Origin of the sequence: Cellvibrio sp. KY-YJ-3 (assembly GCF_008806955.1) — a bacterium.
Classification (GTDB): domain Bacteria; phylum Pseudomonadota; class Gammaproteobacteria; order Pseudomonadales; family Cellvibrionaceae; genus Cellvibrio.
Window position 1 is genome coordinate 2026868 of the sequence record NZ_CP031727.1, and the last position, 22903, is coordinate 2049770.

The window sequence follows — 22903 nt, forward strand, 5'->3', positions numbered from 1 at the left end:
TAGCATTCTGGCTCACGACTATGAGCTCTCGAGATGCGTACTTTGCTTTACGCGCATCAGTGTTGATGTTCTACATCCTCATCGATATCAGTCTCCTCACGAAACATGTTCCAAGAGTCACTATCCCCATCCTGAAACCTTGCTCCGCGCTGAGCTCCATTTGCAAGAAGCAATTCTGCACAAAGAAACTCTATGCCTGACTCAGCATAAGCCACATAATCAAGCGCAGTTCTGCCATTCAAATCGGTATGGTTAATGTTCGCTATGTAAGGTAAAGCTGCGGCGATAAACTCTGGATTTAGCTCATCGGTCGCAAAGGCAAGGATAGGCATACCCGTGTCATCAACCATATCGATTACGCAGTCGTAACGAACCAGCAACTCCAACATTGCTGGGAAATCTTGACATGCTCTCAGCGACGCTAGTGCATACGCTGCATTTCTTCCGTGCTCGCATCGTTCATTTGGATCGCATCCTATCTCCAATAGAAACTTTGTGGCCTCCATTGCACCGCTCATTACCGAAAACCATAGCAATGTGGATTGATCAGAATTTTTAGCGTTGAGGTCAAACCCGTTAGCATGCATAAATTTAAGACATTCAATAGCATTCTCAGCCGCCGACCAATGCGCAAAGGTGTTTCCATTAACTAAAAGGTGCTTCTTGATAGTATCCTGTTGTGCTTGAAATATTTCCGAGAACGCTGCCAGATCATCACACTCAATCGCTGCCTTGGCAGCTAACTCTATTTTCTTATTCATAGCGATTAGTAGCCCTAAACCTTTTAAAATTATTATCAATAACTTGAAAACTGTCCAGCGCACGTAGTGCGCGGGTTGCACCACTTTGTAGCGCTTTAGAGTAGAAAGTTGATTGTCCGCTGTTCCGCATTGATATTTACAGAACCCAATTTTCTATCTATAAGATCAGATAAGTCTGTATTTGTTGCAGGACTGCCATTAATAGTGCAAGTCCAATATGAGTAATCAATTGATATAAGCTCGGAATTGCCATTACCCCATAAGCCCAATCTAGCAACTTCATCTCCATTGGTTTTATTTACATATTGGACAATCATTTTTTCGTCTTCGATACGTGTCATCATGACAGAAATAAATTCATGATCAGAGAACTTAATGGTTTCATTCATTGGCATATCGTTGATGTTCATTTTTTATCCTTGATTATTCGCTAACGTTGCGTTCACCTGCGGATTGTAAGTGGCGCGTTGCGATAAACTTCGCGCAGCGATATTGCAAAAGAGCCGCTTACAATTCGTCAGGTGGAATGCCTTGTTAGCTCTATTTTAATTTATTTGGAAGCGATATTTTTCCTTCAATGACATAATCAGCTAGCTTTCTAAGTCGCCTATTGTGCGCAAGCAGTAGCTTGAGAGTTACTTCAGGATTTCCTGTTCTTTTTTGAAGTGATGCTAAGCTCGAAAAACCAATATTCTTTGCAATTTCATTGGACATTTCATTTATATATTTCGTTTCATTAGCGCTAAACTGAGCGAACTCCATTTGTTGCTTTTTTCTATTGTATGCAATTTCTAAGCGAGCCTTGTCAATTCTCTTGTAAGCCTCTACTGCAGCCACGCCGCAACCGATTAGAATGCCCACTGATTGCGCGACTTTGAGAGCTACAATTGGATTCATCAGTATGTCAATCCAGCCGGGGGAGGCATATTTTATTTCAGCAATTTTGGGGCGGTCATCGGGATGAATTCTATTTTGAAAAACCGTGTATATGTTTGTATAGCTATAGCCACCTTGCCATGGATAATTTGTGAGAGAAAAATTTACTCTCTCCGCATTATTTTCATCCTCATCAAAATCTAAACAGTATATAAATGAATGTGCTTGAGAGAATGTATGAGGAAACTCGTAAAGATCTTCCAAATTCCAACGCTCGTCCATCAATGCTCTATATGTTCTCTCGGAATTCATTTTTACTCCCTAGTGGTAAGCTAACAGTTTATTAGACGGCCACAGCCGTATATCCTCCCGCCGCATATCATTTCTAATGCGAGTTTGCGGTGGCCTATAATTGCATAAACATCAAGTAGTTGAAATTGGTTTTGTGTTTTAAAAAATCGGTAATTCGGCTGGCTCTTCATATCACTGGCTATGTATCACTTTTGTCTGGTTTTACCAAGTTGAATTAGGCAATTGTTTTTGTTTGTGTTTATTGCAGACATCAGCCAACAGATATCATTAGTCCGCTGGTGATTCAATTACACGGCATTACTGCTCTAAATATTCATAGCTTACTAAGAATTAAACTAATTCTTTCCAGTAGTGCATCAAAGCTCGGTTGTTGTTGATAATAAAGCGCCGATGTTGCTTGATAACTTTCCCTGTACAAATCTCTCGTAGTTACATCAGACAAAATAAAAGCCTCATTCTCGGCAATCGGTATTTGATAATCTTTCTCGGGGAAACGGGCAAGCTTATGAGCATGATACGCATCCGTACCAATAAAAGATTTAACGCTTTCATCTTCAAGCAAACAATATAGATCGTAGTAATGCCGCATAAAGTTTTTGGGCATGCCGCCGCGCTCTTGCTGATTTCTATATTTTGTCGCTATCGTTTGTAGCTTTTCGACAAAGGTGTAACCAGGTTCGTAGCAGGGGATCGCTGTAGCCAGATTATCTATGACTGATACGTTATGCTGTTTGGCAAAATCCAGCGCCCATGAACTGATATCGATTCGCCTGTTAGGTGTTACGGTATCAAACCCTACCTCCAATAACACACCGTCTTTAATACCGGCAGAAACTGGATTAGCACTGGAATATTTCAAGCGAATACCAGCACTTCGAAATTTTTCATCGTCAAAACTGTAATCTCTTACAACTTCATCAATGCCATTAATAACAATCTCTTGGGCAAGCTGATCATAAAAAGCCTTTCGGCTTTCACAGTGCTGATCTTTATTTTGATTTTTCCCTGTAGCTACATTGGCCCCAAGGGCTGGCTCAATGCGAATATCAATATCTTCGGAGAAGCGATGAATAATACCGAAACCTTTTGATAGGCTCGTCCCACCTTTAAGCTCAAATGAATAGCCCTGCTGGGTCAGCCCATAAAGACAATGCATAATCCAATAATCTTTTTCTACCAGATCAGGGGCAATACCTTTTTCTTCAGCAACTGTGCGAATGAGATCTTTGTAATCTTCATGGTGATGCAAATAATCAAGCGGCATGTGTCGCCGCCTTATTATCAATTGATGCAAATAATTTTCTGGCTCGAACACCACCATAAAGTTGGGCATCTTTTTTCAAAGACGATGAGTCCATGCTGGCAGCTAGGCGACTAACACGCTCCAACACAACGTTCTGCTCCTCTGCCAATTTATTTACGTTATTCACCAAGTCGACCAATAGGAATTCTTTTGAAACTTCTTTGGGGAAGTAAGGCTTCATCTGAAAGTTGAAGGTACGGTTACCCAGCTTGAACTTTCCATGACGCTTTCGGTTGTAGACGATTTGCTCGTTATAGAGCTGTGTTGTACCAACCCCTAAGGCGTTGTAGGTATTCGGGGAAAACAACAAGAAGTCGTCCGTTTTTAAGAAGGCTTCGACCAGCTTGTAATCCTCTGGCGCCGCCTTACCAAAAGACGTTTTCTTGGGGCAGGCATAAACACCTTGGGAAACCTTCTGTAAGGTCCCGTCCTTTACCAGCAGCTTCAAGTGGCGATCAACAGCATTACTCCACTGCGCCAGATCACCTCTGCGGTATACCTGACCCGGCTCCAAGTGTTGCTTCAATTCATCCAATGCGGACATGTTCATACCCAATATGCGACTTTTCTGTACACAAAATACACAATGCTGCGAAATATGCCAATATTTTTATTAAAAATTCATGCAGGCGATGCGTGCGTCATACAAACTGATGAGCTTTTTTGGGGGAGCATTCTTCAAAAGCTAACTGCCCCCCATAGCAGTGCTCCCCACCTGGGTGTTGTCCCCCTAGGGGTTTCCCCTCACAGCACCTGAGTATTTTTACTCTCACGTCTTTTTTGCCTAACCATCACACTGTGAACCACTGCTAGTCATAACAATTGGCTCACCCTTTTACTTTGGATGGTTTGAATAGATGAATTTCCACAACGACATCAGCGCCTCTGCCTTGGGTAAGATCCGCGAGTTTGTCTATCGCACGGCAGGCATTGTGATTGGCCCGGATAAAACCGCGTTGGTGACAGGTCGTTTGTGGCGTCGTTTGGCGATTTATGGGTTCACCAACTACGACGCCTACGTCAATTTTATTGCTCGCCCCGAGGGTGCGGATGAGCGCGACATCATGCTCGATTTGCTCACCACCAATGAAACCTATTTCTTCCGCGAACCTGCGCATTTTGATTTTTTGCGCAATGAGATAATTCCCCGCCAAGGTAGCGGCACCATGCGTGTTTGGTGCGCCGCTGCCTCCACTGGCGAAGAGCCATACAGTATTGCGATGGTGCTGGCGGATTGTTGGGGCACCAGCAACTGGACTATTTTGGCTACCGATATTTCGCGCAAGGTGCTGGAACACGCGCGTCAGGGTGTGTATCGTGCCGAGCGCATCAACCATATGCCGGCAGATTATTTAAAGCGTTTTTGTCGCCGTGGCATTGGCGAATATGACGGTATGTTGGCCGTTGTTCCCTCGCTGCGCGCGCCGCTGAATTTTGAATTGCACAATTTGCTGCACCCGCGCCCCGAGCAGGAAAAGTTCGATGTGATTTTTTTGCGCAATGTGCTGATTTATTTTGATAACCCGACCAAACAACAAGTACTGAATAATGTGTTGCAAGCACTGCGCCCCGGTGGATGGTTAATTCTGGGGCACTGCGAAAGCTTGCAGGGTTTACAGGTGCCAGTGGATACACTGCGCCCCTCTATTTATCGCAAACCTATTACTGTTAATAAAAACCACGTCGAGCGTGCGGAAACTAATTCCCAGCGCGCCGCGTTTAGCCTGCAGCGCGCAGAGCTTGCTCCGCACCGCGCTGCGTTTGGCCGCATCGCCAGCTAACTGGCGGTTTAATCACGAGAAGCCTTTTATGATTTCTTTGCACTCATCCATCAACCTCAACCCGGTAGCCGATCTGCACGCAGATTTACACCAGCGTGGGGTAATGGTGGTGGACGACAGCAGCATGCACCGCTACAGCGCGCATTTGTGCTTGAGTGCGTTTGGCATTAGCCAAGTGATTGAAGCGGCGAACGGCAAGGCGGCGCTGGAACATTTAGCCAGCATCGCCCAACCGCCTGCGGTGATGATGCTGGATCTGGAAATGCCGGTCATGGATGGCATAGAAGTGCTGCAACAAATTGCTACCTTTGCCCATAAACCGGCGGTGATTCTCGCCAGCAGTTCCGATGAAGTGCTGATTAGCGCCGTTGCCACTATGGCCGAAGCGCTGGGCATTACCCTGCTCGGTGCCTTCCGTAAACCGATTAACCCCGCCGATTTAGCCGATGCCCTGAGTAGCTACAGCGCTGCCACTGCGGCGCCCGGCACGGATACCAAAAACGCCTTGGCGCCCGATCTGGCCCAGCTGAAACAAGCGCTGGAGCGCGCCAATATTCAAGTGTTTTACCAGCCCAAGCTGGATTTAAACACCATGCAGGTCGCCGGTGTGGAGGCGCTTGCGCGCTGGAAAAATGCCCAAGGCGATTGGATTCCACCCAGTTTGTTTATTCCGCTGGCGGAGGAGCATGGGCTGATTGGCGATTTAACCCTGTCGCTGCTAGAGCAGATACTGCAGGACATGAATAACTGGTGGGAGCACGGGCAATATATTCCGGTGGCCATTAACCTCTCGGCCAAATCCCTCGCGGAATTCAACCTCGCCAATGAAATTATCCAGCGGGTAATTCGCCAGGGCATCCCCGCGCATTTTATTACGTTTGAAATTACCGAGAGCGCGCTGGTGGTGGATTTACCCTCCGCGCTCGCCACTATCAGCCGCTTGCGCTTGAAAGGTTTTGGTATTTCTATCGACGATTACGGCACGGGGTTTTCCTCCATGCAGCAGTTGTCACGCTTTCCTTTTTCCGAGTTAAAGATTGATCGCTCCTTTGTACACGGTGCACCCGAGCGCCAGTACCTGCGCAATATTTTGAAATCCGCTATCGATACCGGCACCCGTTTGGGGATTAAAACCGTGGCCGAAGGTGTAGAGACCGAAGCCGAGCTACACTTGCTGCAAAGCCTGGGTTGTAATCAGGCGCAAGGGTTCCTGCTGGCGCGACCATTACCCGGACGCGAGTTGCTGGGCTGGATTGAACGTGCTGCGCAAAGTCAAACACCATATGCCAAACCTCTATCGCTGGATAACTGAATACTCTGCTCGTGTAGCGCAACGCTTTCCTTTTTTATCGCTGGTCAATCCCACCCTCTTATCAGCAGTGCTAGCCATAGCCCTGCTGATTTTTTCTACCCTCTTTGCCCTGCGTCATGTACACACTACCCAGGAGCGCATAGTGCGCGAGCACTTGCAGGGTTCGCTTAACTCCTTCTCGGAATTGATTAACGTTTGGCAGCAGCAGAATTTGGCGGCGATTCATATGCTCGCCAATTCGGTACAGGGGCGCACACTGATCAAACAGGTGCTGATGGAGCAGGGGAACAACCCCGCCACCCACGACGCCCTGCGTGATTGGCTTTACCCGGTGCTGATGGTGATGGGTTTTGATGGCTATTCGGTGATCAATCGCGAGCGGGTATTGGTCGCAGCGAGTAGTGCCAGTTATCGCCGGCAGCCGGTGCGCCTGGCCGAAACCCACGAGGTATTGGATAAAGCCCTGGCCAATCGCCCGGCCATTTCCCGCCCGGTCGCTGCCATGCTCCCTATCGATGGCCCGCGCGGCCCGCAACCCGCCGGTACACTTATGCAAAACATGTGTATCGCACTGGATGAAAACCTCACTACCCCCGGTTATTTCTGTTTGCGCTTTAACACCCAATCCAGTTTCTTTCCCATTTTTTTCAATGGCCGCAGTGGCGCCTCGGGCGAAATTTACGCGATTGATCGCAAGGGCATATTTGTCACCCCGCCGCGGTTTTCGGCCACCAAAGCGGGCGAACAGGTCATGGCCGATCACTTCTCGCTGCAGGGCAGCCAAAGCCCAATGACACGGATGGTGGATTTTTTAATTAATCGCCAGGGTGCCTATGTCAGCCTGGGTTATCAGGATTATCGCGGTGTGGCGGTAGCGGGGGCGGGGCGTTGGCTGGAGGAGATGGAGCTGGGCATTATTGTCGAGCAGGACATGCACGAAGCTATGTCGCCCTATTTGGCCTCGCGCAATATTATTGTCGCGCTCAGCATTGGCGCCAACCTGCTGATAGTGTTGCTCACCGGCGCGGCGATAATTAACCGGCGCCGGCTATCGATTCGTGAGGGGCGCTTTCGCTCGCTGCTGGACAACCTGCCACCACCCATTCACATGACCTCGCTCAATCACCACATCATTGTGGTCAACCCTTCCTTTTGTGAGTTGGTTGGGCTGGGCAAAACCGAACTGCTCGGGCGCAATATCGACCAACTGCCCATTCCCTCCTGGCTGCGGCCACTGGTGGATGCAGAGCGGGAATTGGACAGCGATTCCTACCACAAGGATTTTATCAGCGAGGTGCTGGATGCCGAGGGCAAGCCGCGCTACTACCGCATAGTGCGTTTTCCGGTTGTCTACCATCGCGGTCAATCGCCCCAGGCCATCGCGACCATCTGGGTGGATTCTACCGAGCGGGTGGTGGCCAACCAGCAGCTGGCGCTGGTCAACCAAAATCTGGAACAACTGGTGAGCGAGCGCACCCGCGAGTTGATGATCGCCAAGGACGAAGCGCTGGCCGCGTCGCACTCCAAGGCCGAGTTCCTCGCCAATATGAGCCATGAAATCCGCACGCCGCTCAACGCCATTATCGGCCTCGCCCATGTGGCCTTGGCCAGCGGGCCGGAACTGCGGCTGCGGATTTATCTGGAAAAAATGCGCGGCTCGGGTGAACACTTGCTGCAAATTATTAACGATATTTTGAATTTCTCGCGTATGGAGGCGGGCAAACTCAGCCTGGACAACAACCCCTTTGCGGTTGAGCAATTGGTGGATAAAACCCTGGATCTGGTCTTTGAAAAAGCCGCCGCCAAAGGCCTTACCCTACGCGCGGACATAGACCCGACCATCCCTAAAGCCCTGCTGGGTGATGAGCTGCGCCTGGGGCAGATACTGATTAACTTTTGCGCCAACGCGGTGAAATTTACCGATCAGGGCGGGGTGATCCTGCGTGTCACCAAGGTGCGCGATTGGCCTGAGCAGGTGGAATTATTATTTGATGTGGAGGACACCGGCATAGGTATCGCGGTCGAGCAGTTGCCCAGGTTATTCCAACCGTTTGAGCAGGTGGACAGCTCCAGTGCGCGCCGTTTTGAAGGCACGGGGTTGGGGCTATCCATTTGCAAAAATCTCGCGGAACTTATGGGCGCGCATATCGATGTAAAAAGTATTCCGGGGCAGGGCAGCTGTTTCCGCTTGCGGGTCACGCTCGATAAACCCGCTCACAACGCCGGAACTGAACCGCTCGCGGGGCGATCAACAGAACAAACGGCAGAGCAATCGCTACCGGCGCTTTGCCCGGTGCTGGTAGTGGAGGACAACCTGCTCAATCAGGAAATCATTGAGTCGCTACTCACCGGCATGGGGGTGCAAGTAACCTGTGTCGGCTCGGGGCCAGAGGCAATTGCCGCGGTGGAGCAGCAGCATTTTGCGCTGATTTTGATGGATATCCAGCTGCCGGGCATGGACGGCGTAGAAGCTGCCGCGCGCATCCGGGCGCTGGCTGCGGGCACGTTTATCCCGATTGTGGCCGTTACCGCCAATGCGCTGCCGGGCGACCGCGAAGCCTATCTGGCGGCGGGCATGGATGACTATTTATCCAAGCCGATTGAACCTGCGCAGCTGCAAGCGGTGCTGCGCCGCTGGGGTCAGGCGCAGCATCAAGTTGTGCCCTTGGTTGCCGCCGCCGATCCCTTCGACATATTACAGCGCGGCGGTATAGACACCCAGCGCGCCCTGCACAACCTGATGCACAACCACGCCCTCTACCGTCGCCTGCTGGAGCGGTTTGCCGCCGAGCGCGCCAGTTTGGCTAGCGGCTTAGTGGCGTTAATCGCCCAGGACCCAGCGGACGCCCTTAACCAGGTGCATTCGCTCAAATCCCTCGCGGGCAGTTTGGGGATGAATACATTGGAGCAATTGGCGCAACAGCTTGAACAACTGCTGCGCGATAACGCTAGTGATCAAACTTCACTTCAAAATCAGTCCCGGCTTCAATCCGCTACCCAGGCAGTCAGTCAGGAATTGCAGGCGATGGTGGAGTTGGTGGAATTGGGGCTACCGGCGGCAACCTGAGTGGCTCCCACTTCTGCACGCGGGCTGTTATGGTGGCGCCTCACATTATTGAGGGCGAGGGTTGATTGATGTTGTCGTTACTGCGCGTTAGAGGCAGCGACCAAAGTGGCAAGGTCGCGATGGTCGAATTGTTTTTTGATTTGGTTTTTGTATTTGCGATCACCCAGCTCTCCCATTCCCTGCTGGCCAATTTAACGCTCGATGGTGTGTTAAAACATTTGTTGTTATTGCTCGCCGTATGGTGGGTATGGATTTACACCTCCTGGGTTACTAATTGGCTCGATCCGGATCGCCTGCCGGTGCGCTTGTGTTTATTTGCGCTGATGTTGGCTGGCCTGCTGATGTCAGTGTCTATTCCGGCTGCATTTACCGAGCGCGGTTTGTTATTCGCCTGTGCTTACGTATTTATGCAAGTCGGGCGCACTGCGTTTTTTCTTTACGCCATTCGCCACAGCAAACCGAATTTTGTGCGCAGTTTTCAGCGCATTTTTATCTGGTTGTGTTTCTCTGCCATTTTTTGGATTGCCGGTGGGCTACACGAAGGCCAGCAGCGTTTGCTTTTGTGGTGCATCGCCTTTTTTATCGAATTTATTTCGCCCGCCGCGCTTTTTTGGGTGCCGGGTTTAGGGCGTTCCAGCACCAGCGATTGGGATGTGGAAGGCAATCACATGGCAGAGCGCTGCGCGCTGTTTGTGATTATTGCGCTGGGTGAATCGCTCCTGGTGACGGGCGCCACCTTTGCGGAGCAACAATGGAGCGCAGAGGTAATCAGCGCCTTTTTAATCGCGGTGATTGGTTCACTCGCCCTGTGGTGGATTTATTTTGATTCCGGTTTGCAGCGCGCCCATCATCGCATCCTGCATTCCGCAGACCCCGGCAGCCAGGCGCGCCTTGCTTACACCTACATGCATGCCCCGATTATTGCCGGGATTATTGTCTGCGCTGTTGCCGATGAACTGGTGCTTGCGCATCCCGATCATGCAACCCCTGCGGGTATTGCGGCCATTATTGGTGGCCCTGCGCTTTATTTAGCGGGCTGCATGTTGTTTAAGTGGGTGACCAATGACCGTCGCACGCCGCCTTTGTCACACATGGTTGGTTTGCTGTTGTTGTGCAGTGCCATTCCACTTGCCACCCATCACCATTTCTCTGCATTGGCATTAAGTGCGGTGACTACTGGCATTCTGATTGTGGTTGCTGTGTGGGAAACACTGGTGGTTAAACGCGATGCGTAAAAAACTGTTAATAAGAAACGATAGATAAAAAACGATAGATAAAAAAAACGGGCAGTTTCTTAAGCCGGTTTTATCGGCTAAAGAGACTGCCCGTGTTATCACCCATTTACTCTGCGCAGAATTAGCTCTGCGCTGGCTCTTCACCCGGCAACATCACCATCCAACCCACGCCAAATTGATCGGTCACTTGGCCGTACAGCGGCGACCAAAAGGTTTGCATCAGCGGCATATCCACTGTGCCGCCATTGCTGGCCAGCGCTGCAAAAATACGGCGCGCTTCGTCTTCGCTCGGTACCGTTAAGGTGAGGCGAAAGCCGCTGAACTTTTCCACATCATTACAACCATCGGACGCCATGACTACGGCATTGCCAAGGCTGAATTCCGCGTGCATCACTTTATTTTCAAAGCCTGCTTGCAACATGCCTTCGGGCATGGGGTCGGGGCTTTCGTTAAAGCGAATCAGGAATTTAATCGCGGCATTTAAATGTTGTTGATAAAACGCCAGCGCTTCATCGCAGCGGCCGGAGAAAAATAAATAGTTATTCACTTCCACTTTTTGCATCGCCAGTGCCTGGCGCAGTGCCGCGTCTTGCGCGCGGGATTTGCCCTCGGGGTCAGCGTCGGCAAAATCTTCTATGTCATAAAAGGTGCGAATTTCAATATCGGATGCTTCCTCTTCCATGGGATTGGGGCACTTTTTCACCCATTCGATGGCCTCTTCCATGGAGCTCACATTCCAAATCCAATAGCCCGCAATTAATTCGTTGGTTTCGGTAAAGGGGCCGGTGGTGACCACACGCTGGCTGCCATCAAAACGTACGCGCACGCCTTGGCTGGTGGGTTTAAGCCCATCGCCGGACTCCATAATGCCAGCCTTCACCAGCTCTTCGTTAAAATTCATCATCGCCGTCATCAGCGCTTCGCTCGGCATTTTTCCCGCTTCAGAACCTGCAGAGGCTTTTACCATTACCATGACTTTCATTGTTGTTCTCCTTTAGTGAACAGTTATTTGGGAAGTTTTAGGGTGTTACTGATAAATAGTCGAACAGGGTTACGGGAATTCGACAGGCCGATAAATATTTTTTGCGAATGGGTTATTATTTTGCGCAATCCCTGCAGCAGGGGCGAACCTGCTCAAACCACACTATCCCAAGGAGTCATCATGTTAATTGAAGCCGCGCAACTGCAGGAAATCCTCAAACAGGATAATAGTCTATTGCTCTGCTGCCTATTGCGGCCGGTGGGTGTGGCAGCGGAATCCCTGAATGAGTCAGATTTTATTCCCGCGTCGCGGCTGTTTGATATTGATGATTTTTCAAAACCCGACGCGCCATTTCCCCACACCTTGTTATCCGCCCGCGATTTTGAATCCAAAGCGCGAGCACTGGGCATCAATAATGATTCCACCATAGTGGTGTGCGACAACATCGGCATTTATTCGGCGCCGCGGGTGTGGTTCAACCTGACGATGATGGGCTGCAATAATGTGTTGCTGCTAAACGGCGGTATTCCCGCATGGAAGGCGAGTGGTTATCCCATTGCTCATGAAACCCTTACTGCAAACCCTGAAGGGGATTTTAGTGCGCACGAGCAAAGCAACCGCGTGGCAACAAAAGAAGATGTATTAGCGGCGATTGGCAAGGCGAACATTCGTATTATCGATGTCAGAGGCGCCGCGCGGTTTAATGGCCAAGTGCCCGAGCCGCGCGCGGGTGTACGCAGTGGCCATATTCCCGGTTCGGCCAATATTCCCTACGCCAATTTTATTCGCGACGGCCGCTTCAAACCGCGTGCGGAATTGGAAAAATTATTTCAGGAGGCTGGCTGCAGTGGTGATCAGCAATTAATTTTTTCCTGCGGCTCGGGTGTGACAGCCTGCATTGGTTACGTTGCGGCGCTGTTGTGCGGTTATCACAATATTCGCGTGTACGACGGTTCCTGGGCCGAGTGGGGTGCAATTGAATCGTTGCCGATTGAAGTTTCCTCCCGCGGAACTTAAGGGTTTCAAGCGCAGGATTTAATTCACCAAAAACTGAAAAATCTCCTGCGCGTGAACAATTAAATACAGCAGGCAACCGATGCATCCACCCACGATGGTGCCGTTGATGCGGATGTACTGCAGATCTTTGCCGATATTCAGTTCAATCTGGTGCGACATCTCCTTACTGTCCCAACTTTTCACCGTATCGCGTATATGTACCGTTAAAAATTGCGCAAAATCGGGCGCCATTTTTTTTGCGGCATCTTCCATATGTAAATTGAGCGACTGGCGCAGGCTTGCATCCTCGGCCAGTGTTTTGCCTAGCCATTGTCCTGTCTCGGAAATTTTAGCGTGCAGAACCGAGTTTTCATCGGCGCAGTCGCGTTTGAGCCAATCTTTCAGGTCGCGCCACAGTGCGCCCATATACGTATTGAAAGTTTCATCGTTTTTCAAATAGTGTTTTATTTCTTCCGCCTTCGCAAAAAACTCCGGGTCTGTTTTCAGTTTTTGAATAAATTCTTGTGTATATCTATTAAAATTTAAGCGGAGTGGATGCTCTTGATTGTCGTTCACCTCATTCAGTAGCCGGCTCGCTGCTTTAATTGCGATTTCCGCCCCGGCTTTGCCAACCCAGGCGGAGGGCACGATTTTTTCCGCGATGGGATGCTCTTCTTTCAGCCATTCAATAATTCCCTCGGCGATAAATGCCTGGGTATCTTCTTCGCGCAAAATCAGCGCGAATTGGTTAATGCCTTCGTTGAGCAGCGTTTGGTGGCGATTATTTTTGGTCATTACTTCCAGTAACATGCCAGCTGAGGTAGATAAATCCATTTTATCCAGCATCGCATGTATCGCTTTGGTCATGAATTTTTGCACGGCGGCATCTTCAATAAAATCGATCATACCCGCCGTTAACTTGACTAAATAGGTGCCGAGTTTTTTGGTGTTGTCTGCAGCGCATAACCAATCAGCGGCTTTTTGTGCGGGGTCGTGTTTTTGGATAAGTGCGACTATGGAGTCCGGGTCCAGAAATTTTTCACGGACAAACAGTGCGAGATTCTCCGCAATTTTATTTTTGTTCTTCGGGATAATTTCGGTATGTGCGGAAATAATGGGGATAGGCACCCGTTTAAATAATGCGACCACTGCAAACCAGTCAGCCAGTGCGCCCACCATGGCCGCTTCCGATATCGCCCGCATTAACCCAACCCACCAACGATCAACAGGTAAAAATAATGTGGTGATAAAAGTGAACGCCGCAAACCCCAAAAAATATACCGCGAGGCGTTTGGATTTTTTGAGTTCAATTTCTTTAGTCATGGATTAATTTCCTTTCGGTGCGGCGGCGCATATGGTCACTGGTTTTATCAACTGAGTAACCGCACAGTAGCATCTCCCGCCGTTTCATTGATTACTTGTTGCGAAAATAACTCGGTATCAGCGGCCGCGAGGCTAATTTCCAGCGTTACTTGGGTGGCGTAATCCACCTGTAAAATGTGCCCCTGATACTGGTTCACAATATGCCGAACTTTAGTTTCTTTCGCGAAATCCACCGTGACCTGCAGCTGTATGCTCGGTGTAACCGCAATTAATTGCGCGCGCCCAACCGCCGTAGAAACCGCAGCAGAATAGGCGCGCACTAATCCACCCGCACCTAATTTCACTCCGCCAAAATAACGCACCACTACCGCCAGCGAATTTCCCACTTCACGTTCAGTGAGCACATGCAGCATCGGTTTGCCCGCGGTACCGGAAGGTTCACCATCATCACTAAACGCCTGGGTTTGCGGCTGCCGCGTATTGCCAATCACATAAGCCCAGCACACGTGGTTTGCATCCGGGTATTTTTTCCGATATTGCTCCACCTGCAACATCGCTTCTTCACGGGAAGTAACGGGGTGTAGAAACGTCAGAAAATCACTGTTCTTTTCTTCAGTGGTGGATTCAACAGCCTCAGCGAGGATGGTGTAGGTGGACATCAAGGCTCCAAAAAATCAACAACGGGTTGTGCTAAGTAGAATACAGCCACCACTCCGGTAGCAAATTTTTTATCTGGGGTTGTTCAAAGCGCTGATCCAATAACCACACATAACCTTCATCGGATGTGGTGCGAATTACTCGCCCGGCGGCTTGAATGACTTTCTGAATGCCCGGGTAGGTGTAGGTAAAATCGTAGCCTTGACCGAACTTGTCGTTCATCACCTGGCGCAGGTATTCATTGATGGGATTCACTTGCGGCAGGCCCAGCGTCGCGATAAACGCGCCTTTAAGTGCATTGCCTGCCAGATCAACGCCTTCGCTGAATGCCCCCCCTAAAACGGCTAGCCCCAGTAAATTATCCTGCTGATTAAATTGGGCGATAAACGTTTCCCGATCTTGCTCGCTCATGCGACGCGATTGCACTACCAGCTGAATATTTGTTGTTGTCAGGTGTTTGCGCAGTTGCGTTTCGGCTTGTTGCAGGAACTCATAGCTGGAGAAGAATACCAGCGCATTGCCGGGAACATTTTGCAGCTGCTGAATAACAATATCGCAGAGTGGATTAATAGCCGCCACGCGGTCTTTGTAGCGCGTCGACAGCTTGGTAGCAATATTGACAGCGAGCTGTTGGCTATTGAAAGGAGAGGGCACTTTAATGTGTACGCTGTCCTCGGGTAAACCTAATAGCGCTTGATAATAACGTGCCGGGTGCAAGGTTGCGGAGAAAAAACAGGCGCAATGCGCGGTGTTAAGTCGCGCCGCTAATTGTTTTGCGGGAATGAGGTTTCTCAGTGTAAGAATTTCATCTTTGCTGCCTACCGCTTGCAGGTCGATACAGAAATCTTCATCGAAGATATCAATAGTGCGCAGATAATTCAGCGCTGCAAAGAATAATTCTTGTGTTATGCCTTCTTGTATCGGGTGATCAGGATTCTGCTGCAAAAATTCAATATAGCGAGTGGTAAACTCCTCCAATGCCAGCCCAAGCTTTTCGGGTAGTAGATCCAAGCGTATATAGGTATTGGTTGTTGCAGGAAGGCTTTTTATTAGCACCAACCACGCCTTGTTTATTTTTTCCAAGGCCTTTTTGATCGGTGCGGGCGCGGATTTTTTTGCATTGCGTAAATCCGCCCGATTTAATTCGGCGGTATACATGCCGCGCCCGCGCTCTATGAGGTTATGGCTTTCATCCACCAGCAGGCAGGGCTTCCAATCAAATTCAAGGGTGAGTCCGAGCAGCAGCGGCGTGCCATCAAAATAATAATTCACATCGGCGACAACAACATCTACCCAGCGTGCCATTTCCATGCCCAGGTAAAAAGGGCAAATAGTGAATTCTTGCGCAAGCTGATTGAGCGCGTGTTTATCCAATATGGGAATCGCAAACGCAGCCTGTCGCGCGCTGGATAATTTGGTGTAAAAATCCAGCGCATATTGGCATGAATCGCCGCGACATTTTTTATCGGGTTCCAGGCAGGCCTTTTCCTGTGCAGTCAGTTCCAAACTGCGCAGCGGAGCGGGGTTTGTTTTATCGCTGGCGATTAATTCGATATTTTCTAACGCTAATTGTTTGCCGGTCGTTTTTGCAGTGAGATAAAAAATTTTATCAACCGGTGTACGTGGCATGGCTTTTAAGGTGGGAAAAAGTGCGGCGAGTGTTTTACCCGTACCGGTGGGCGCTTCCGCCATCACTACACGGCCGGTAGCGGCCGCTTTATACACAGCTTCTGCCATTACCCGTTGCGCGGCATGCATAGTGCCATAGGGAAATTGAAGTTGTTCCAACCATTGGTGAAGTTGTTGTTGGCGCGCGCTGAGTTGTTGGTGCCACGCACAATACTGCTGCGCGAGTTGCTCAAAATAATCTTTGAGTTCTTCTGCGCTCCAGGTTTGCTCCAGCGGATATTCCAGCTCATCGGCAAGTTCAAAATAAATCAGCGAGAGGTTGATCTCGTCGCACTCATGCTGGGCGCAGTAGAGCCAGCCATAACATTTTGCCTGCGCCCAATGTAACTCACGGTGATTCTCGGGAATTCGTTCTACATCACCATAAAAAGTTTTTATTTCTTCAATGCAATGCCGCGTCGGATCATAACCATCGGCGCGACCGCGAAAGGTAATGTCGCCATAGGTGATGCTTAAACCGACTTCTGTTTGATAGTCATTCGCGCGTCTGGCAGTGACTTTCTGGTGCCCCTCGATTCCCTCTTGCCCGCTTGGTGCAGGTGTAAAGCGGCGATCAAGGCTGCCGCGTTTTGCGGCAAACTCGACCAGGGTGCGAATAGCAACGGCCTTGGGTTTATTTCCAGCGGACATAACAGACTTCAGCGGGGATTTGGTGTTGAGCAAAGTATTCCAACCAGCGCTGCTGATTGTCCTGAATGCGATCGCCGGGGCCTTTCACTTCAATCATACGATAGGTCTGTTGTTCGGGAAAAAATTGGATAAGGTCCGGTAAACCGCTGCGATTATTTTTGATATCAAACAGCAGCCGTTCGAAGATAAGTTTTAAATGCGTTGCAGGAATTGTGTGCAGCGCCATATCAAGTAAATCGCGGGTGATAAATGGCCATTGCACAAAATGATTGGCGATGCCTTGTTTGTCTTGCCAGGTTTGGCGAAGCGCATGGCGATAGTGATCGCTTTCCAGAGATTCCCACAGTGCCTGAATACCGGGGCGACTAGACACAAAATTTTCTTGATACAAATCCAGCGGTGCCGCTTGAAAAGGGTTGGCAAACGCACCTTCAATACCGCGAAACATTTCCGGCCACAGCCACAAGCCAAACAGCGCACCGAGCAACGCATTTTCGGCGTAGACGCAAGGTGAATTTGCGGAGTCCAGCGATAAGCGCACCACTTCCTCAACTCGCAGGGCAGTGCCCTGTTCATTTTCCATTCTCGGCAATTCACAGTGTTGGGTGCAAATCGCCACCGGTAATTGTTTGTTTATTGCAGCCCCCAACTTCTTGGCAATCCGTGGCGCCATACGCTGTGCAACCTGCAGCTCCTGCTCGTCCAAGGGTTGTTCTAATAGTTGACCAAGCAGCGTCCAAGCCTCCGCATACCGGTGTTGTTTTTCCAGCAATCGAATGCGCCGCTCCCGTGCGGGTGGCAAGTGGCTCTGTTCATAAAGTTGTAACGCAAGACCATGTTCATTGGTTCGCTCCAATGCATAGGCAAGTTTGTTGCACAATTTTGCGCGGCGACGCTGCAATCTTTCATTGGAAGTCTGAGGTGGTAATTGTGTCGCCAGTTCCCTAAGTATATCGGGTGAGCAATCGCACTCTAGTTGTTCACGCAGGGTAACGAGGTGTTGATATTGCTCCAACTCTTCGCGGCTCTTAAATACGCGGTGCTGGTGATCAATGGTGTAATTCTCGTAGCGAAATAATCCCAGATCCTGCAGCACGAACTCGGTGAGATCCTGATAGGAATTGCCGAAGAATAACAACAGCAAGTTGCGAATAATGGTTTGGTTATCCAAATACCACGCTGCGCCAAATTGGTTCTGAGTCCACTCCTGCCAGCTGCGCGATGTAGTAAATGTGGTAGCGAGGCTAGTTACCAATACCTCCTTACGCGCTTGCTTCAAACCCGGCAAGTGCTCACTGAACAGCATCAACAATTCCGGTTTGGTAAGCGCCGCTACCAAGGTTTGCAGGTCAAGGTGAGTATCGCCATGTAACAGCCCCGCATTAATCAGTTGCTGTGCAGCAATATCAATTGAGGCGATTTCGCTATAACGCAGTTTATCCCGCCGAAACAGCGGGCCTTTACGGCTGGACAAACGCACCAGCAAGCACTGCGCATCAGGTTCGAGCTGCTTAAATGCTGCAATAAAATATCGCTCATCGTCATTTAGCAAATCCGCATAACGCTCCTCTACCCAATCCAGCAAAAAGCGGAAATTCTTCAGGTAGTAATCAGGGGCTAGCTCAGGGGTTGCAATCACCAACGTATTCATCACCTATCGCATTCAAAAAGTCTAACTATACAACCTTCTTGAAGCTGCTTGTAAATCGCCGCGACTCATCTCGTATTTAAGCAGATTAAGCAATTCGCTGACTTGAGGGGTGACTTGGGGGGTAGGTAAATGGCTAGATGATTCAATCGTGTTCAGAATCATCTGTGGCATAAACTCAATAAACGGCGCAGAGTCAACTCTTGCGAATCATCGGCTCCAGATTCTTTACAGTTAAACCTTTGCGTTCCATTTCGAATTTAATTGCTTCGACTGGATCATGTAGATCCATGGGAAAGTATTTTGCTTCGTAGGCTTCTATCAGCGTAACCAGCACTCCCAGCTTTTCGCCTTCGGGCGAATCAAGCTCTGCCATCATTAGGCTCTCAATTTCTTTTAACGCCGCGCGATAATCGGCATCAGTTTTTATCGGTTTGATGTTCATCGTTTTGGTGAGATTGATTACAGCAATCCGCTGGATGGTGTGAAAATGATTAAGCTGGACGAAAGGGAGCTGTCTTGGCTAACTGTAGAGTAAATAAAAATGCTGCTTGAAACAATGGATAAATTTTCCTTGAATCCGCATGTTAAATTGATAACCAAAATCAGTCTTGCTACAGGGGCACGATGGGGTGAGGTAGAGGGGTGACTCTTGATAAACTACAAGATGGAAAATTGACCTTCACAAAAACCAAGAGTAGAAAAAATCGCTCTATCCCTGTGTCGCCTGAGCTATTTGCCGAAGTAAGCCAGCACCTTAAAAAGTATGGCTGTTTTTCTAATTCTATTAATGCTTTTGGTAGGGCGCTTAGGGTTGCAAAAATTGAATTGCCCAAAGGACAGTCAGCGCATGTGCTTCGTCATTCCTTTGCTAGCCACTTCGTGATGAATGGCGGTGATATTCTATCGCTTCAGAAAATATTGGGGCATTCAACTATAAACATGACAATGAGATATGCTCATTTATCGTCGGATCATTTGGCTTCCGCATTGGTTAAAAATCCAATTTCTTTTATTTGATCAAGCTCCATAATGATCTAGCTTTATCTTTATATCTGCTTTCAATAACAGAAAGTGAATTGATTCTGCCCAGTGTTCTATCAATTAATTTTTCGGGAGGGCTTAGCTTTCCGCTAAATCCTTTGAGAAGTTCAATGTCCTGATATAAATTTTTGTGTTGTTCGTTTTTTGCGAGTGCTGTCCCATTTCTTATAACTACCCCTGTAATTACTTTTACGCTTCCCTTTGGATAAAGAATTGACTTTTTAGGGTGCATAATGTGTCCGTGTCGAGTAATTATTTTTTTAACTGTATTGACAAAAATTTTATTCACATTGCTTCCAGTAAAAGTAATGTCATCCACATAGAGCGTCATTGTGACATTATGTTGAATGGATAAGTTTTGTAGCTCCCTAAACATCTTCTCATTCGCCCAGAAAGACATAGGCATACTTATTCTGCTTCCTGTCGGGATGTGACCATTGCATGTGCAAAGTTTGGCAAGAAGGTCGGCAACGTCAGGTTCGCATTTCATGACGCCATAGAAAAAAGAAAACACTTTTTCAATTGGTGTTGAAGGGAAAAATGATTTTATATCTGTTGTGAAAGTGTTTTCGTTTGCTAAATGAATCTTTGCGTTCGTGACATGCGATCGTCTTTTTGTTCCTGAATGTATGAAATCAGGAGATTCTATTCTGCAAAGAAGGCTAGCAATTCTGGATTGGTAAATGTCCAGGTTTTTATTTGGTTTTTCAATTGTTCTGGGTTTAAGTGGATTTTTGTTATCTATAAAAATAGAGTAATCCCCGATTGCCTTTGTTAAGTCACTGATGGTAACAGAGGCTTGGGATAAGATTGAGAGAAGTTTTTTCTTTGATGTTATTTTGTATAACGACGAATCTTTTAGGGCGTATGATTTTCCTTTTCTAATTATTTTAAGCTTGCTGTGTTTTATTTTCATCTTTGTCGGATAGCCATTCCATTACGGTCAAAATTTTATCGGTAACAGCTAGTCTAAATTTTTTAGCTGTCTTTCCTTCTTTATCGATATTTTCAGAAAAGAATACCAATGATGAAACCGGTATTTCAAAAATTTTTGAATATCTTTCGAGTAGATCAAAAGATACTGGTTTTTTTCCTGATTCAATTTCAGATAGATAAGATTTTGATATATCCAACTGTTCAGCAAGTTCAGCTTGCTTGACTTTATGAAATTGTCTTATTACTTTCAGCGCTTTATTAATCATTTTTAACCTCAAAAAAAGCAAGGGGAACACCTAGAGTGTTCACTCCTCGTCGGAAAAAAATTGGATTACCCTCCATACCAACTTACCAAAGAGTATTGCCCACTTGATAAGTTTCCACTTTAGGTTCTTTCTCTTTTTCTTCTCGGAGCTATCTCCGGGTGCCTGTTGATCTTGATCAGAAGTACTATTCATACGCGTTACCTTTAATTACTACTCTGCGGAATTGCCTAGTAGCTTCGCCTAATTAAAGGTGGAGAGTGATCAACATAAACCCCTTGTTTTCCACCCGTAGGGATTCGCCCCTACGGGTGTGTACTCGCTGCCATGCTGGATAAGCGTATAAGGCCTAACGCTGCTTGGGCGGGTAATTGGTAGAGAGCAAGCTCTCCGCGAGTTCCAATACATCAAACTCAGGCGATGGCGAAATTTTCTCTCCTTTACTGACCATGAAACTAAGGTAGATTAGGGGGAGTTTTCTGTCAATGAAAAGTTCGCTATTTGCGAACAAATCTGATGCCGCATGTGGGCAGAATGTAGGCACAAAAAAACTTTTGAAAGAGCATTCAATAAAAAACCCCAACATAATCAATATGTTGGGGTTCGTTATGTGGTGGAGCCGGGGGGATTTGAACCCCCGTCCGCCAGCACTCCATCCTCGGCTCTACATGTTTAGGTCCGTTTATTAATTTAACGCTTATCAGCCCAACAGGCAGGACGAAAAGCGCGATCCTGTAGAGTTTTAGCAGCGCCGCACCAGGCTTACTTTGCTGCGATCCAGTTCTGTATGACGGGCTCTAACGCGGTACTGGCACCTTGTTACAGACCGTTAGCAGCGATTAAGCTGCTAAAGCGTAAGAATCGTCGTTTGCGACTATTCAAGTACAGCTTTGGATTAACGTGATTGGCTGTCATCACGACATGCACCTTGGGCTTTGTTACCAGCGTCGAATCCAAATCGACCCCAATCGCTTAACCTGAAGGGTTGTTCTTGCGAACGTCCCACGTCAAGCAGCGAGTGGCGGCATTCTACTCCTAATCCCCGCTTAACGGTAGGGATCAATTGTTTCAATACTGCCATCCGCCTTATGAGTAAGTGGGGCCATCTTGATGGATCTCAAGTGGGTAATGCCTTTTGATAAGACCGAGTCGTGATAAAAAAGGTACCACTGATCCTGATATTTGCAGACGGAGTGGTGAGTCGTCCAACCCACTACCGGGGTGAGGATCTGCCCGCGATAGGTGAAGGGGCCGTAGGGATTATCCCCCGTGGCGTAGCACAAAAAGTGGGTGTTGCCGGTGGAGAAGGAGAAGTAATACAGGCCGTTGTGCTTGTGTACCCAGGAGGCTTCAAAGAAGCGACGGTCGTGGTCGCCCGCGAGCAGCGGTTTGCCGTTTTCATCGAGGATTTGAATTTCCCGTGGGGTTTCGGCGAATTCTTTCATGTCGTCGCTGAGGCGCGCGATGATGGGGCCGAGGGCTGGTTCGTGGTCGGCGGGCTCACCGCGCTGTGCGTCGTATTGGTTGTTGCGATAATTCTGCAACTGGCCGCCCCAAATGCCACCGAAGTACATGTAGTAGCTACCATCGTCGTCTTCGAACACGGCCGGGTCGATGGAATAACTGCCGTTCATTGCTTCGGGTTCGGCGGTGAATGGGCCGGTAGGTGAATCGCTTACTGCGACGCCGATTTGGAAAATATCGTCCGCGCGTTTTGCCGGGAAATACAAATAATATTTGCCATTTTTATGCGCGGCGTCCGGCGCCCACATTTGGCGAGTTGCCCAAGGGACATCTTTTACATGCAGTGCAACGCCATTATCGACGGCGGGGCCTTCGGGTGAATCCAGAGAGATTACGTGGTAATCCTCCATGCCAAAATGATCGCCGTTGTCGTTAAACGGAATGCCCGCTTCAATATCGTGCGATGGATAAATATAAAGTTTGCCATTAAACACATGAGCCGATGGATCGGCGGTGTAGATGTGTTCAACCAGTGGTTGGGAAATGGCGCGCGCTTTGTAGTCCGCGACGACTTCGGGTGCTAAATATTCTTCAGCCATACAATTCTCTCTTTCTCTTCATATC

19 protein-coding genes, 1 other RNA gene and 1 pseudogene are annotated in these 22903 nt (G+C 48.6%); 6 read left to right on the forward strand and 15 right to left on the reverse strand.

All coding sequences use genetic code 11. The features are described from left to right. Positions 1–56: 56 nt before the first annotated feature. The 5 genes from D0B88_RS08605 to D0B88_RS08625 form a co-directional block, all read right to left on the reverse strand. Entirely contained in the window at positions 57–761 is a 705-nt protein-coding gene (locus D0B88_RS08605; RefSeq protein WP_151056549.1) for an ankyrin repeat domain-containing protein, read from the reverse strand. A gap of 95 nt (positions 762–856) precedes the next feature. Then, the gene (locus tag D0B88_RS08610) at positions 857–1171 is read right to left on the reverse strand and encodes a hypothetical protein (protein WP_151056551.1); all 315 of its coding nucleotides are present in this window, start codon (positions 1169–1171) and stop codon (positions 857–859) included. A gap of 130 nt (positions 1172–1301) precedes the next feature. Then, positions 1302–1949, reverse strand: a complete 648-nt coding sequence (locus D0B88_RS08615; protein WP_151056553.1) for a hypothetical protein — start codon at positions 1947–1949, stop codon at positions 1302–1304. A 313-nt stretch (positions 1950–2262) separates the two neighbouring features. Beyond that, positions 2263–3213, reverse strand: coding sequence for a nucleotidyl transferase AbiEii/AbiGii toxin family protein (locus tag D0B88_RS08620; protein ID WP_151056555.1), 951 nt, complete (start codon positions 3211–3213; stop codon positions 2263–2265). Further along, positions 3203–3796 (reverse strand): hypothetical protein, encoded by a 594-nt coding sequence (locus D0B88_RS08625; RefSeq protein ID WP_151056557.1) that lies wholly within the window; start codon positions 3794–3796, stop codon positions 3203–3205. Before D0B88_RS08625 ends, D0B88_RS08620 begins: the two co-directional genes overlap by 11 nt. A gap of 313 nt (positions 3797–4109) precedes the next feature. Here D0B88_RS08625 and D0B88_RS08630 point away from each other — a divergent pair, with 313 nt between their 5' ends. The 4 genes from D0B88_RS08630 to D0B88_RS08645 all read left to right on the forward strand — a co-directional run bounded on the left by D0B88_RS08630 (position 4110) and on the right by D0B88_RS08645 (position 10647). Next, positions 4110–5033 carry a protein-glutamate O-methyltransferase CheR gene (locus tag D0B88_RS08630; RefSeq protein ID WP_151056559.1) on the forward strand — a complete coding sequence of 308 codons (924 nt, stop codon included), beginning with the start codon at positions 4110–4112 and terminating at the stop codon, positions 5031–5033. A gap of 28 nt (positions 5034–5061) precedes the next feature. Then, entirely contained in the window at positions 5062–6345 is a 1284-nt protein-coding gene (locus D0B88_RS08635; protein ID WP_151056561.1) for an EAL domain-containing protein, read from the forward strand. Next, positions 6293–9412 (forward strand): ATP-binding protein, encoded by a 3120-nt coding sequence (locus D0B88_RS08640; protein ID WP_151056563.1) that lies wholly within the window; start codon positions 6293–6295, stop codon positions 9410–9412. Before D0B88_RS08635 ends, D0B88_RS08640 begins: the two co-directional genes overlap by 53 nt. A gap of 68 nt (positions 9413–9480) precedes the next feature. Further along, a complete protein-coding gene (locus D0B88_RS08645) occupies positions 9481–10647 on the forward strand; it encodes a low temperature requirement protein A (RefSeq protein ID WP_040392868.1) in 1167 nt (388 codons plus the stop codon). Between the two features lie 121 nt (positions 10648–10768). On the opposite strand, the gene D0B88_RS08650 is transcribed toward D0B88_RS08645, so the two are convergent. Next, positions 10769–11629: a YciI family protein gene (locus tag D0B88_RS08650; protein ID WP_151056565.1), complete on the reverse strand. Its 861-nt coding sequence runs from the start codon at positions 11627–11629 to the stop codon at positions 10769–10771. A gap of 180 nt (positions 11630–11809) precedes the next feature. Between D0B88_RS08650 and D0B88_RS08655 the strand changes: the two genes are divergently transcribed. Next, positions 11810–12646 carry a sulfurtransferase gene (locus D0B88_RS08655; RefSeq protein ID WP_151056567.1) on the forward strand — a complete coding sequence of 279 codons (837 nt, stop codon included), beginning with the start codon at positions 11810–11812 and terminating at the stop codon, positions 12644–12646. 18 nt (positions 12647–12664) lie between these two features. On the opposite strand, the gene D0B88_RS08660 is transcribed toward D0B88_RS08655, so the two are convergent. The 5 genes and pseudogenes from D0B88_RS08660 to D0B88_RS08685 form a co-directional block, all read right to left on the reverse strand. Then, positions 12665–13948, reverse strand: coding sequence for a DUF445 domain-containing protein (locus tag D0B88_RS08660; protein WP_151056569.1), 1284 nt, complete (start codon positions 13946–13948; stop codon positions 12665–12667). 47 nt (positions 13949–13995) lie between these two features. Beyond that, positions 13996–14607 (reverse strand): YigZ family protein, encoded by a 612-nt coding sequence (locus D0B88_RS08665; protein WP_151056571.1) that lies wholly within the window; start codon positions 14605–14607, stop codon positions 13996–13998. A gap of 31 nt (positions 14608–14638) precedes the next feature. Then, positions 14639–16924 (reverse strand): ATP-dependent DNA helicase, encoded by a 2286-nt coding sequence (locus tag D0B88_RS08670; RefSeq protein WP_151056573.1) that lies wholly within the window; start codon positions 16922–16924, stop codon positions 14639–14641. Further along, positions 16908–18575 (reverse strand): VRR-NUC domain-containing protein, encoded by a 1668-nt coding sequence (locus D0B88_RS08675; RefSeq protein WP_151056575.1) that lies wholly within the window; start codon positions 18573–18575, stop codon positions 16908–16910. Before D0B88_RS08675 ends, D0B88_RS08670 begins: the two co-directional genes overlap by 17 nt. 196 nt (positions 18576–18771) lie before the next feature. Beyond that, positions 18772–19017, reverse strand: a pseudogene (locus tag D0B88_RS08685) (type II toxin-antitoxin system HigA family antitoxin); the annotation flags it as partial. A gap of 200 nt (positions 19018–19217) precedes the next feature. Between D0B88_RS08685 and D0B88_RS08690 the strand changes: the two are divergent. After that, on the forward strand, positions 19218–19592 hold the full coding sequence (locus D0B88_RS08690) for a tyrosine-type recombinase/integrase (RefSeq protein WP_225318604.1): 375 nt from the start codon (positions 19218–19220) through the stop codon (positions 19590–19592). Here the strand turns inward: D0B88_RS08690 and D0B88_RS08695 are convergent. The 4 genes from D0B88_RS08695 to D0B88_RS08710 all read right to left on the reverse strand — a co-directional run bounded on the left by D0B88_RS08695 (position 19585) and on the right by D0B88_RS08710 (position 22878). Next, a complete protein-coding gene (locus tag D0B88_RS08695; protein WP_151056577.1) occupies positions 19585–20532 on the reverse strand; it encodes a reverse transcriptase family protein in 948 nt (315 codons plus the stop codon). The genes D0B88_RS08690 and D0B88_RS08695 overlap by 8 nt on opposite strands. After that, on the reverse strand, positions 20507–20818 hold the full coding sequence (locus tag D0B88_RS08700) for a helix-turn-helix domain-containing protein (RefSeq protein ID WP_151056579.1): 312 nt from the start codon (positions 20816–20818) through the stop codon (positions 20507–20509). Before D0B88_RS08700 ends, D0B88_RS08695 begins: the two co-directional genes overlap by 26 nt. A gap of 608 nt (positions 20819–21426) precedes the next feature. After that, positions 21427–21781: a transfer-messenger RNA gene (gene ssrA / locus D0B88_RS08705) on the reverse strand. Positions 21782–21861: 80 nt separating this feature from the next. Further along, the gene (locus D0B88_RS08710; RefSeq protein ID WP_151056581.1) at positions 21862–22878 is read right to left on the reverse strand and encodes a glycoside hydrolase family 43 protein; all 1017 of its coding nucleotides are present in this window, start codon (positions 22876–22878) and stop codon (positions 21862–21864) included. Positions 22879–22903: the final 25 nt, after the last annotated feature.

Bases quoted from the DNA above. Each gene is read 5' to 3' on its own strand.
- D0B88_RS08635 (WP_151056561.1), top strand. From the start codon at position 5,062: ATGATTTCTTTGCACTCATCCATCAACCTCAACCCGGTAGCCGATCTG.
- D0B88_RS08625 (WP_151056557.1), bottom strand. From the start codon at position 3,796: ATGTCCGCATTGGATGAATTGAAGCAACACTTGGAGCCGGGTCAGGTA.
- D0B88_RS08610 (WP_151056551.1), bottom strand. From the start codon at position 1,171: ATGAACATCAACGATATGCCAATGAATGAAACCATTAAGTTCTCTGAT.
- D0B88_RS08615 (WP_151056553.1), bottom strand. From the start codon at position 1,949: ATGAATTCCGAGAGAACATATAGAGCATTGATGGACGAGCGTTGGAAT.
- D0B88_RS08605 (WP_151056549.1), bottom strand. From the start codon at position 761: ATGAATAAGAAAATAGAGTTAGCTGCCAAGGCAGCGATTGAGTGTGAT.
- D0B88_RS08620 (WP_151056555.1), bottom strand. From the start codon at position 3,213: ATGCCGCTTGATTATTTGCATCACCATGAAGATTACAAAGATCTCATT.
- D0B88_RS08675 (WP_151056575.1), bottom strand. From the start codon at position 18,575: ATGAATACGTTGGTGATTGCAACCCCTGAGCTAGCCCCTGATTACTAC.
- D0B88_RS08655 (WP_151056567.1), top strand. From the start codon at position 11,810: ATGTTAATTGAAGCCGCGCAACTGCAGGAAATCCTCAAACAGGATAAT.
- D0B88_RS08710 (WP_151056581.1), bottom strand. From the start codon at position 22,878: ATGGCTGAAGAATATTTAGCACCCGAAGTCGTCGCGGACTACAAAGCG.
- D0B88_RS08650 (WP_151056565.1), bottom strand. From the start codon at position 11,629: ATGAAAGTCATGGTAATGGTAAAAGCCTCTGCAGGTTCTGAAGCGGGA.
- D0B88_RS08645 (WP_040392868.1), top strand. From the start codon at position 9,481: ATGTTGTCGTTACTGCGCGTTAGAGGCAGCGACCAAAGTGGCAAGGTC.
- D0B88_RS08700 (WP_151056579.1), bottom strand. From the start codon at position 20,818: ATGATTAATAAAGCGCTGAAAGTAATAAGACAATTTCATAAAGTCAAG.
- D0B88_RS08695 (WP_151056577.1), bottom strand. From the start codon at position 20,532: ATGAAAATAAAACACAGCAAGCTTAAAATAATTAGAAAAGGAAAATCA.
- D0B88_RS08665 (WP_151056571.1), bottom strand. From the start codon at position 14,607: ATGTCCACCTACACCATCCTCGCTGAGGCTGTTGAATCCACCACTGAA.
- D0B88_RS08670 (WP_151056573.1), bottom strand. From the start codon at position 16,924: ATGTCCGCTGGAAATAAACCCAAGGCCGTTGCTATTCGCACCCTGGTC.
- D0B88_RS08660 (WP_151056569.1), bottom strand. From the start codon at position 13,948: ATGACTAAAGAAATTGAACTCAAAAAATCCAAACGCCTCGCGGTATAT.
- D0B88_RS08630 (WP_151056559.1), top strand. From the start codon at position 4,110: ATGAATTTCCACAACGACATCAGCGCCTCTGCCTTGGGTAAGATCCGC.